Here is a 12,442-nt window from a genome sequence, read left to right on the forward strand (position 1 = left end):
GTTGCTTAAGATACAGTCTATTGCGTCACTCGCCTCAAAACTAAAAATGGTAAGCTGTCCTTAAAAAAGCCACTCTTCTATGAAGATTCTCAAATTACAAACGCTGCGGGGTCCCAATTATTGGAGCATTCGGCGTCATAAGCTGATTGTCATGCGTTTAGATCTAGAAGAGGTGGCCAACACCCCCTCCAATCAGATTCCCGGCTTTGTGGATGGGTTGGTGCGGGTTTTACCCAGTCTCTACAATCATTTTTGTTCCCTTGGCCATGAGGGGGGCTTTCTCACCCGCCTAAGGGAAGGCACCTACCTCGGTCATGTGGTTGAGCATGTCGCCCTCGAACTCCAAGAACTAGCAGGGATGACCGTTGGTTTTGGCCGCACGCGGGAGACCTCAACGCCGGGGGTGTATCAAGTCGTCTATGAATACCAAGTGGAAGAAGCGGGTCGCTATGCCGGCCGCGCAGCGGTACGACTTTGTCAAAGCATTATTGATACGGGCACCTATCCCCAGCGCGAACTGGATCAGGATCTCGCCGATCTCCGCGAGTTAAAAGCCAAAGCCTCCCTAGGCCCAAGCACGGAAGCGATTGTCCGCGAGGCGGAAGCCCGTAATATTCCTTGGTTTGAGTTGAGCAGTCGCTCGATTATTCAATTGGGTTATGGTGCCCGCAGTCATCGCATGCAGGCCACCTTGAGCGATCGCAGTGGCATCTTGGCCGTGGAACTCGCAGGGGACAAAGAAGGGGCAAAGCGACTGCTTCAGGATGCCGGAATTCCTGTGCCCAAGGGAACCGTCGTCCGCTACATTGAAGACCTCCCTGAAGCCATTGAGGACATCGGCGGCTACCCGATTGTCATTAAGCCCCTCAACGGCAACCACGGTCGGGGGATTACGATTGACATCAACAGCCTAGAAGAGGCCGAAGAAGCCTTTGAAATTGCCAGCAGTGTCTCCAAATCAGTGATTGTGGAACGCTATCATGCGGGTCGCGACTTTCGGGTTCTAGTGGTCAATGGCAAAGTAGTCGCCGTTGCTGAACGGGTGCCAGCCCATGTTATTGGCGATGGCCGCTCCACTATCGAAGAACTCATTGAGAAAACCAACCAAGACCCGCAGCGGGGAGACGGTCACGATAATATCCTCACTCGCATTGAGGTGAATCACGACACATGGACACTCTTGGAAAAGCAGGGCTATACCCTAAATACAGTCTTGCAACCGGGGGAAATTTGTTATCTACGCGCCACGGCAAACCTGAGTACCGGTGGCATTGCCGTCGATCGCACCGATGAAATTCACCCGGAAAATGTTTGGATTTGCCAGCGGGCGGCTCGGATCATTGGCCTCGATATTGCGGGGATTGATGTTGTCAGCCCCGATATTAGTCAGCCCCTGCCTAAAGTTGGCGGTGTGATTGTCGAGGTCAATGCTGCTCCCGGCTTTCGCATGCACACGAACCCCAGCCAAGGGATTGCCCGCAATGTCGCCGAACCGGTGTTGAATATGCTCTTTCCACCGGGAACGCCCTGCCGCATCCCGATCTTTGCGATTACGGGCACCAACGGTAAAACCACCACCACCCGTCTCATTGCCCATATCTGCAAACAAACGGGGCAAACCGTTGGCTACACCACCACAGACGGCATCTATATTGGCGATTATCTGGTGGAAAAAGGGGACACCACGGGGCCTCAAAGTGCCCAACTGATCCTGCAAGACCCCACGGTTGAGATTGCTGTCCTAGAAACAGCGCGCGGTGGTATTCTCCGCTCCGGCTTGGGCTTTGACCACTGTGATGTCGGGGTGGTGCTGAATGTGCAGGCTGACCATCTTGGCCTTGGTGATATTGACACCGTTGAACAGTTGGCGGACTTAAAGGCCGTGGTGGTGGAATCCGCTTGGCCGAATGGCTATGCTGTCTTGAACGCCGATGATCCCCTCGTGGCGGGAATGGCACGCCAAGTCAAAGCCCAAGTGGCCTATTTCTCGATGAATCCCCACAATCCGATTATTCGGCAGCACATTCAGCAGGGGGGCCTCGCCGCTGTTTATGAAAATGGCTACCTCTCAATTTTGAAAGGGGACTGGACGCTACGGATTGAGCAGGCAGAAAATGTGCCCATTACCCTTGGCGGTCGAGCCGGTTTTATGATTGCCAATGCCCTCGCTGCCAGTCTAGCCGCCTTTGCCCAAGGCATCAGTATTGAGCATATTCGCGCTGCCTTGACCACCTTCCGAACTTCAGTGGAGCAAACCCCCGGGCGGATGAACCTCTTTGATTTGGGGCAATTTAGTGTCTTGGTGGACTATGCCCACAATCCAGCAGGGTATGAGGCCATTGGTGAATTTGTCCAAAAATGGCCAGGGCAGCGCATTGGTGTCGTTGGCGGACCGGGCGATCGCCGTGATCAAGACTTAGAACAACTGGGTGAACTTTCAGCGAAAATCTTTGATTGGATCATCATTAAAGAAGATGACGATACCCGTGGCCGACCGCGTGGCGATGCTGCCTATTGGATTGAACGGGGAGTACATCACCACAGTGTCCAACGCCAATACGACATCATCCATGACGAGGTGGCAGCGATTCAATTTGCCCTCGATCGCGCCCCCCAAGGCTCCCTAGTGGTGATCTTTCCAGCGGAAGTCAGCCGCACCATTCAACTGATTCACCAGCATCATCAACGACTCCAAGGGGAAACGACCAATGGCTTTCATAGTGAGGGAATTCTCACCAGTGGTGATCTCAATCCCTCCATCTCCCATTAGGCAGTTTTTCGACCACTAGCAACGCTGATCTGATCAAGTCACTCTGATCAACAGCGAGAAGCACAGTATAGGCCTTTTCAAAAAGGTTGGAGGATCTCACCGCTTTTACGTACTCCCTTTATATTAGAAAAAGAATGCTGTATTATCCGAGTGAAGTTCTCTCAGTGCCGAGGATGTTGTCTTTTTATTACAACCCTTTTTGCTTTAAATTCATAAATAATCAATTATGAATGAGATTCATTGCATCCACGGCATTAACAATAAGCCAGTTGATTCTAAAGCACTTGAACATGCACTTCAAGCAATCTCAAACATCCACAGAGAGTGTTTTCTGGGATATCTTCTACCGACACCAGAAGGACTTTCAGCCATTGAGAATCTCTCCTCTTTACGGAAAAAGTCTCAGCAACGCCAAATTAATAGACCGAATTCTCGTGGAGCAAAGCTTAAGCAACTAGAAGATTCAATTGCTACCCTCGACCATCAGCAACATCGGGCGGTGATTGAAACCATTGATAGCGTCCAACGGATTCGTGGCTTAGCAGGCTCCGGTAAAACTATTATCCTTGCTCTAAAGGCTGCTTATTTACATAGTCAACACCCTGATTGGTACATTGCAGTAACCTTCCAGACGAGAGCCTTAAAAGGACAATTCAAGCGCCTAATTAATCAGTTCTGTATATCGCAAACCAATGAGGAACCAGACTGGACAAAAGTGCGGATAGTTAACGCATGGGGAGCTAAGGGGGATGAAGAACGGGATGGACTTTATTATGAATTTTGTAGAGTTACGGGTAGTGAGTTTCTTGATTTTTCAACAGCTAGGAGTCGTTTTGATAGTGGTGAAAAAGCTTTTGACAGTGCTTGCCAGCTAGCACTTGATACAGTCACAAAAGTACCAGAAATTTATGATGTTATTTGGTACTGGTATAATTAATGATCAAAACTTTCCTAAGATAGTTAGGCACCCCAAATCCATATGGGATGTCAAATTTGATCACTGTGAAAACATTGCATTAGTAATAAGTGAAACGGATTATTCAGTAATTCACCAAATACTTAAAAATAATAGATACTATAGTGTAAAAATGATTGATGGTGGATTGCTTCAACTTATTTATCGGTTCCAAAGAAATACTCTCATTCAGCATCGCCTTGCTTATTATCTATCTTCTCAATTACTGCCATTTCAAGAAGATCCAGCATCTTATTTTGAAGACACGCACTTCCTTTAGATTATTAATAGACGTACTATTGCTTTTCCTTTACGGTTTGACTTTGATCAGCAAGCGGCTATCAATAAGACACACCCAGCTTGTCATCTAACTTTGGGCGATGCAAAAAATTGATGAAAGTGGTATGGTTCACGTTGTCATTCCTGATATAGAGTGATCATGAACAATGCGGTTGCAATGAAAGCCAAATGGCAATTTTGGATCGATCGCGGGGGCACGTTTACGGATATTGTCGCCCGCCGTCCCGATGGTCAAATGGTGGTGCACAAGCTGCTCTCAGAGAATCCAGAGCAGTATCGCGATGCAGCAGTAGCGGGAATTCGTACTCTCATGGGGTTGGCGCCGGATGCCCCCATTCCCAGTGAAGCCATTGAAATTGTGAAACTGGGGACAACGGTAGCCACCAATGCCCTTTTAGAACGCAAAGGCGAGCCAACGGTGCTCCTAATTACCCAAGGCTTTGGGGATGCTCTAGCCATTGGCTACCAAAACCGCCCGGATCTGTTTGGCTTAGCGATTCAGCAACCGCCGCCCCTCTACAGCCATGTCATTGAAGTCAAAGAACGGGTGAGTGCCCAAGGGGAAATTCTCGTCCCCCTTGACTTAGAAGCCCTGAAGCCCCAATTGGCAGCGGTCTATGACCAAGGCATCCGCAGTTGCGCCATTGTGCTCGTGCATGGCTACCGCTACCCTGACCATGAACAACAGGTGGCAGCCTTGGCAAGGGAGATGGGGTTTAGCCAAGTGTCGGTGTCCCACGAGGTAAGTGGCCTGATCAAGCTGGTCAGCCGGGGCGATACGACTGTTGTGGATGCTTATTTGTCGCCGGTGCTGCATCGCTATCTACAGGGGGTGCAGGGGGAGCTGGGGGAGATTCCCCTCTACTGTATGCAGTCCAATGGCGGTGTGGTGGCGGCGGCCTGCTTGCGCGGTAAGGATAGTCTGCTTTCAGGCCCTGCTGGGGGGATGGTGGGGGTGGTGCGCACCGCTTTAGCCGCAGGGATTGAGCGGCTGATTGGTTTAGATATGGGGGGCACCTCGACAGATGTCTGCCACTATCGTCACAATCCGGATGCCCCTTGGCCAGAGTATGAGCGGTGGCAGGAAACGACCATTGCGGGTGTGCGGCTGCGATCGCCCCTCCTAGCCGTGCATACCGTCGCTGCCGGCGGTGGCTCGATTTTGCGATTTGATAAGGGGTGCTACCAAGTGGGGCCAGACTCTGCCGGTGCCAATCCCGGACCTGCTGCCTATCGTCGCGGCGGACCTCTCACGGTGACCGATGCCAATCTCCTCTTGGGGAAAATTCAGCCCGCCTATTTCCCCGCTGTCTTTGGCGCCGATGGTCAACAGCCCTTGGATCGCGAGACGGTGGAACAGCAATTTGCTCAACTGCGCCAAGAGATCTACGAGAGCACCGGAGATGCCCGCAGTGTTGCCGATGTGGCGGCTGGTTTTATTGAAGTGGCCGTGAATACCATGGCACAGGCAATTAAGAAAATTTCCCTAGAGCAGGGGCACGATGTGCGCGACTATACCCTCTGCTGTTTTGGCGGTGCCGGCGGCCAACACGCCTGTTTGATTGCCGAGGTGTTGGGAATGCCGCAGGTGTATCTCCATCCCTATGCGGGGGTGCTCTCGGCCTACGGCATTGGTCAGGCGGAGCTGCGGGTACTCAAGGAGCAAACGATTGAACAACCCCTCACCGCCGCTGTTCTGGGGGAGCTGCAAGGCCAAATTGAGCAGCTAAAAGGGCAAGCAATAGATGAACTTGTTGCCCAAGGGGTCGATCGCCCGCAGATTCAAAGTCAAGTGCGCATCGGCTTAGGTTATGTGGGGACAGATACAATCCTCTGGGTGCCCTGGGCAGATTTGGAAAGGATGGCAGCCGCATTTGCCCAAGCCCATCGCGATCGCTATGGGTTTACTATACGGGGGCGATCGCTCCGCATCGGTCAAGTCGCAGTTGAAGCCGTTGCTGTTCAAGCAGTTCCAGCGGTCACGATGCCCCATGCCGCCACAGAACTCACGCCCCTTGCCCATGTGTCGGTTTACAGCAAAGGCCAATGGCACAAAGCACCCGTCTATGAGCGCGATCGCCTCCCTGCCCATCAGATCATTGCAGGGGTGGCCTTGATCTTAGATGCTACGGGTACCAATGTGGTTGAGGCAGGCTGGCAGGCCGAAGTGGATGATCAAGGGGGGCTGTGGCTGCGTCCCCTGCAAGAATCCCCGGCACCGTCAAAGCAGATTGCCGCCACCGTTGCGGATCCAGTGCAGCTTGCAATTTTTCAACAGTTATTTCGCGCCATTGCTGAGCAGATGGGGGTAACACTCCAGCAAACCAGTGCCTCGGTCAATATTAAGGAACGGTTGGATTTTTCCTGTGCTCTGTTTGATGCTGCCGGCAACCTTGTGGCCAATGCCCCTCATATCCCTGTCCATTTGGGGTCAATGAGCGAAAGTGTTAAGGCACTGCTGGCTGAGAAAGGCAACACCCTCCGGGCGGGTCAAGTGTTTGCCACAAATAATCCCTATCGCGGTGGCACCCATCTGCCGGATATTACCGTGATTACACCGGTGTTTCTCAAGGGGGAAGCGCAACCTGCCTTCTTTGTTGCCTCACGGGGGCACCATGCTGACATTGGGGGCATCAGTCCTGGATCCATGCCGGCCAATAGTACCGATGTCCGTCAAGAGGGCATTCTCTTTGATAATGTGCTGCTGGTGGAGGGCGGGGAGTTTCAAGAGGCCGCCATTTATCAACTGTTGAGCCAAGCCCCTTGGCCGGCTCGCTATCCTGAGCAGAATCTGGCGGATCTGCAAGCTCAAATAGCCGCCAATCAGCGGGGGGTACAAGAACTGATTACCCTGTGCGATCGCTATAGTCGCGAGGTTGTGGCTGCCTACATGGAATTTAGCCAAGCCAATGCCGCTGAGTGTGTGCGCCAATGCCTGCGATCGCTCCAAGGGGGTCGCTTTTGCGTGGCGATGGACAACGGCAGCCAAATTCAGGTGCAAATTACCATTGATAGCACCGAAGGCACCGCTTGCCTCGACTTTGAGGGCACCTCCCCGCAAACCAATGACAATTTCAATGCTCCCCTTGCCATTACCAAGGCAGCTGTGCTGTATGTCTTCCGAACCCTCGTACAAGAGGACATTCCCCTGAATGCGGGCTGTTTGCGTCCCATTGAACTGCGGGTGCCGCAAGGCTCACTATTGAACCCCCAGTTTCCGGCGGCGGTGGTTGCTGGCAATGTCGAAACCTCGCAAACCCTTACCAATGCCCTCTACGGTGCCCTCGGCATTATGGCAGCGGCTCAGGGAACGATGAACAACCTCAGCTTTGGCAGCGATCGCTATCAATACTACGAAACCATCTGTGGCGGCGCTGGGGCAGGAGCCACCTTTGCCGGAGCCAGTACCGTGCAAACCCACATGACCAACTCTCGACTCACCGATGTCGAAGTGTTAGAAAACCGCTACCCCGTGATTGTTTGGGAGTTTTGCCGTCGCCGGGGCAGTGGGGGCAAAGGGCAGCAACCGGGAGGAGATGGGGCAATTCGTGTCCTTGAGTTTCGTGAACCCATGACCGTCAGCCTCCTCAGCCAGTCGCGCAAAATTCCCCCCTTCGGGCTTTTTGAAGGTGAATGCGGTGCGGTAGGTGAAAATCAATGGCTGAAACTCGGACAGACTCCCCATCTTTTACTAGGAACCGCCACAATCAATGTCCAAGCGGGCGATCGCCTGCGCATTTGTACCCCAGGTGGTGGTGGCTTTGGGGTACCTCAACTCTCAGATTAGATATATCAAATTAATCTTCATCGTCGGTGGGTTGACCGTTGCTGCTCACTTGTCTAAGGTGAATGTGCTTACGGCCAAGGGTAATTTCAAATTCATCCCCCGGCTTGAGATTCATTTGCTTGGTATAAGCTGAACCAATGAGCAAATTACCATTGGCTTGTACCGTGATTCGATAACTAGCACTGCGACCGCCTCGGCTACCACCACGTCCTGACTTCGTATCAAGATTCATCCCCAAGGCTTCAAGAAGCGCCTTATTAAACTTCATTTTGCTGATGCGCTCCTTACCACTTTGGGTGATCGTATAGTAGCCACAGGCCTTTGCTTTTTCCTCGTGGCTGAGATGTTCCAATTGTTTGTACTTCTCTAATAAAGCAGCACCTGTCAAGGGTTCTACTTGTTTGCGTCCCATTTTAACCTACCTTTTCAATGATCCAATACTGTCTATTCATTGGCGATTCAATCAAAGAGTGCCAAAGTCTGACAGCGGACTCGTAATGAATGAGTGTCTACTTTTAGCAAACCATAATTTTTTTCAGAATTCAAGTTGCGATCGCCCTTGAGTCAGGGTTTTACATTTCCTTTAGACGAGTTACATTGACACTCTTTTCACAGAGACGCAAGAGGCTCAAAAAAGGTGAGGGCTAGTGTAGAAAGTACGCCACCTCTTTTACAGCCCTTTTCACAGGTGTCCACAGACTCAACACTACAAGAGTCACGACGGAAGAGATTTCTATCAGCGTTTATGTGTCCCCTATTTAAGATAAGGGCGGTAGATGCTCTATCCTTCAAAACAATGACGCTAATCAAACTTACGGCACTTTTTGCAAGAATTGAATACGCTCACAACAGTCGCTTCAGTGTGAGGTGGAAAAGCCCAAGAGTGTCCAACCCGAGTTGGCCTGCTGATCATTGTGAACTATTTGGGAAAATAGAAGCAAGCTCAAGCACTTGTTCGGGGAACTGCGGCAATTGCACAACGCCACTGGTCGGAATAATTCTCTTGCTGAGGTAGCCAAACTGCCGTGGTGTAATTTCAGCAGGTTCGCTATAGACTTCCAGTGTGCGATCGCTGACATTGAACAGCCAATAATAGGGAATCTTGGCTTCGGCATAAAGCGATAGTTTCACTGTGCGATCGTACTCTAGGGATGAATCCGCCACTTCTATCACAAGGAGCGTGTCCGCAGGTGTGGGATGGGCTGAGGCATAGTCATCTTCTTGGTTTTTAACGATCGCCACATCGGGTTCTGGCTCACCATCAAAGGCAATCGTAATCGGCGACTGGCACTGAAGCGTGGCGCGATCGCCCACAATCTTCGGTAAAATTCGCAATAATCGCCGCAGACAGCTTTCGTGCGCTGTTCCCTTTGCCGCCATGCGCACCAGTTCCCCCCGAATTAGCTCAATGTGGTCATCTTCCCTCAGAAACCCAAGTTCCAGTAAACGGTGGTAGTCCTGCACCGTAAATCGCACTGGTTGGGGGGTTGGAGTGGGTTGGCAAGTAGTAGTGATCATGATCTTAATTTTAGGCAGAGTCTCAGAAGTGACGCATTCCTCGCTAGAGAATGCCCTAAACTGTGGAAACATCAAGGGTGTGGTGCCCTATGATTCCACGTCAACTGGTATTGCGCAATTTCCTCAGCTATCGCCAAGCCACTCTTCCCTTTGCGGGGTTACATCTGGCCTGTATTTGTGGTGCTAATGGGGCGGGCAAGTCCTCGCTTCTTGAGGCGATCGCCTGGGCACTGTGGGGGCAAAGCCGCGCTAGCCGTGAGGATGATGTGATCTACTACGGCGAAATGGAAGCCCAAGTGACGTTTGAGTTTAGCGTTCAGGGGCAGACCTATCGGGTGGTACGGTTGCGGCGCCGCGAGCAACATACGGTTTTAGAGTTGCAGATTCAAACAGTAGCGGGCTATACCTCGCTAACGGGGCGATCGCTACGAGCAACACAGGAAAAAATCATTCAAATTCTGCACCTTGACTACGCCACGTTCGTCAACAGTGCCTATCTGCGCCAAGGCCGTGCCGATGAATTTATGGCCAAACGCCCCAGTGAGCGCAAGCAACTCTTGGCCACCCTTTTAGGCTTGGATCAATACGAGACCCTAGCGGAGGCGGCTCGCGATCGCGCCCGTGACTACAAAGCCCAAATCAGCGTTCTGGAACAACGCCTCCAGAGCCTAGGGGAGCAACTCGCCCAAGAACCGCAGTTACGCGCCCAACAGGCAGCGGTGAGCCAGCAGATTCAACAGCAACGGCAGCAAGTCGAGCAGTGTCAACAACGGCTCCAAGAGCAACAGGCCGCCTACCACGTCTATCAACTGCAACAGCGGGACTATGAACACCTGCAACAGCAGCGAGACACCTTGGCAACCACCATTGCCCATCTAGAACAGCAATGCCAGACGCTCCGCCAAGAACAGGCCGCGATTGCGGATCTAGAAGCCCGTGCCCCCCTCTTGGAAGCCGCCGTTAGCCAATGGCAGCGCCTGAAAACCGCTGAAGTGCAATTGCAGCAGTGTTTTGCTGACTATCAACGGCTGCGCCAACAGCGCGATCGCTACCAGCAGAACCTCGACCAGCAGCGCCAAGACCTTCTACGCACCCTGCATGGGTTGGAAAGCCAGCAGCAATTTCTTCTGGAACAATGCCAGCAGTTGGAAAAGCTCCTCAAGCAAGAAAATCAGATTGTCGCTGCCTTTGAACAGTTACAGCGATCGCGCGCTCAGCTCCAAGCCCAGGAAGAGCTTCAACAAAAAGTCTTTCCCCTTCTGCAAGCCAAACAGCGCCTTGAACTGGAACGGCAACAGCAGGAACAACGCCTCCGCAGCCGGCGCGATGAATTGCAACAGTTGTGGCGGCATCTCCATCAACAGGTGGAACGACAACCCGCTCTCCAAGAGGCAGTGACATTGATTACTGCCCAGATTGAAACCCTTGAAAAACAGCGCATCTATCAAGACCATGTGCGGGAAAAGGGACTAGAGCGCCGCCGCTTCCTAGAGCAACTGCAAGCCCGCCAGCGGGAATATGAGCGGCAAATTAATCAACTGGAGCAGCGCTTAGAACTGCTGAATCAGCCGGGAGCGATTTGCCCCCTGTGTCAACGTCCCCTCGATGCCGAGCACCACGAAGCTGTCCTGCGCCGCAATGCCGCCGAAAAAGAGGATCTGCTGAATCAGTTGTGGGTGATTCGTGAGCAATTGGCGGTCACCGAGCGGGAAATTCAAGTCCTACGGCGGGAATATATTACCGTGGGCTATGAGATCTCGCAACTGACGCAACTGTTTGAGCAACGGGGGCAACTCCAGCAGCAACTCCAGAGCACACAGGATTTAGAACCGCAATTGGATCGCTTGGCCGCAGAAATTCAGCAGATTGAGCGGCAGCTGAGGAACGGCCATCAGGAAACCCTTGGGGAACTGCAAGCCATTGAGGCGGAACTGAAACGCCTGAACTATGATGAGAAAAATTTGGCTATCGCCCGCGGGCAAGTGGAAAAATGGCGTTGGGCCGAAGCCAAGGAACAGGAACTCCGCCAAGCGCAGCGGCAATACCGCCAAATTCAGCAACAACTGCCGGCCCTAGTGGCACAACAGGAAGAACTGCAACGCCAACTCAATGCCCTTGAAACCCTCTCCCCCTTGTCACAAACCTTGGCCACCATTGATCAGCAGTTGGCGGCCTTAGCCTACGATCCTGAGCAGCATGCCCAAATTCAGGCACAACTGGCGGCATTAGAACCGGACTATGAGGCCTATCAGACCCTGCAACGGGGGCGATCGCGCCAACCCCAACTCCGCCAAGACCTCCAGCACCTAGAGGAAACGCTGCACCAACAACGGGAACAACTGCAACGCATTACTGACAAACTTGCTACCCTTGAGGACACTGCACGCGCCGCCAGCCGCCTTGCCGCCGAGCTGAACCAACGTCAACAGGAACTCCTGAAGCAGCAGCAGACCCTCGAAGCTAACCTTGCCCAGCAGGGCAAACTCACCGCTGAATTAGAGCAACTCCATCGCCTAGCCCAGGAATACGAACAGGGACAGCAAACCCTTGCCCACCTCCGCCATCAATACCGCCTCTACTGCGAACTAGCCCAAGCCCTAGGCAAAAATGGCATTCCTGCCATGCTCATTGAAACCGTCTTGCCCCATCTGGAGGCAGAAACCAACCATATCCTAGGCCGCCTGAGTAACCATCAACTCCATGTCCAATTCATTACCCAACGCAGTCGGCGGCGCAGTGGCGCTGATACTAAGCCCATTGAGACCCTCGATATTCTCATTGCCGATTGCCAAGGGACTCGACCTTACGAAAGTTATTCGGGGGGTGAAGCCTTTCGCATCAATTTTGCGTTGCGTTTAGCCTTGGCCCGACTGTTGGCACAGCGATCCGGCAGTGATGTTCAGTTTCTCATTATTGATGAGGGGTTTGGTACTCAAGATGCCCAGGGCTGTGAACGGCTGATTGCCGCCCTGAACGCGATCGCCCCTGAATTTCACTGCATCCTCGCCATTACCCATGTGCCTGCCCTCAAAGAAGCTTTTCAAACCCGCATCGAAGTCACCAAAATAGGGGGAGCCTCCCAACTCAGCATCATTACCTAGGACAGGGGTAG

6 protein-coding genes and 1 pseudogene are annotated in these 12,442 nt (G+C 52.5%); 5 read left to right on the top strand and 2 right to left on the bottom strand.

Going from position 1 to position 12,442, the window contains the following annotated elements; all coding sequences use genetic code 11:
- Window positions 1-79 precede the first annotated feature (79 nt).
- The 4 genes and pseudogenes from cphA (at window position 80) to RHH27_RS08435 (ending at window position 7,812) form a co-directional block, all read left to right on the top strand.
- Entirely contained in the window at window positions 80-2,770 is a 2,691-nt protein-coding gene (gene cphA / locus RHH27_RS08425; RefSeq protein WP_302678035.1) for a cyanophycin synthetase, read from the top strand.
- Window positions 2,771-2,996: 226 nt separating this feature from the next.
- Window positions 2,997-3,707: a hypothetical protein gene (locus RHH27_RS08430; RefSeq protein WP_302678036.1), complete on the top strand. Its 711-nt coding sequence runs from the start codon at window positions 2,997-2,999 to the stop codon at window positions 3,705-3,707.
- A pseudogene (locus RHH27_RS13390) lies at window positions 3,682-4,119 on the top strand (DUF2290 domain-containing protein). Before RHH27_RS08430 ends, RHH27_RS13390 begins: the two are co-directional and overlap by 26 nt.
- Window positions 4,120-4,164: 45 nt before the next feature.
- Window positions 4,165-7,812 (top strand): hydantoinase B/oxoprolinase family protein, encoded by a 3,648-nt coding sequence (locus RHH27_RS08435; protein ID WP_302678037.1) that lies wholly within the window; start codon window positions 4,165-4,167, stop codon window positions 7,810-7,812.
- 10 nt (window positions 7,813-7,822) lie between these two features.
- Here RHH27_RS08435 and RHH27_RS08440 read toward each other — a convergent pair whose 3' ends face one another.
- Both RHH27_RS08440 and RHH27_RS08445 read right to left on the bottom strand, forming a co-directional pair.
- On the bottom strand, window positions 7,823-8,224 hold the full coding sequence (locus tag RHH27_RS08440) for an AbrB family transcriptional regulator (RefSeq protein ID WP_206199770.1): 402 nt from the start codon (window positions 8,222-8,224) through the stop codon (window positions 7,823-7,825).
- A 497-nt stretch (window positions 8,225-8,721) separates the two neighbouring features.
- Entirely contained in the window at window positions 8,722-9,330 is a 609-nt protein-coding gene (locus RHH27_RS08445; RefSeq protein WP_302676165.1) for a Uma2 family endonuclease, read from the bottom strand.
- Window positions 9,331-9,419: 89 nt separating this feature from the next.
- Between RHH27_RS08445 and RHH27_RS08450 the strand changes: the two genes are divergently transcribed.
- Complete coding sequence (locus RHH27_RS08450; RefSeq protein ID WP_302678038.1) at window positions 9,420-12,431, top strand: SMC family ATPase; 3,012 nt, start codon at window positions 9,420-9,422, stop codon at window positions 12,429-12,431.
- Window positions 12,432-12,442: the final 11 nt, after the last annotated feature.

Origin of the sequence: Thermosynechococcus sp. PP555 (genome assembly GCF_031583225.1) — a bacterium.
In the GTDB taxonomy this organism is placed as follows: Bacteria; Cyanobacteriota; Cyanobacteriia; order Thermosynechococcales; family Thermosynechococcaceae; genus Thermosynechococcus.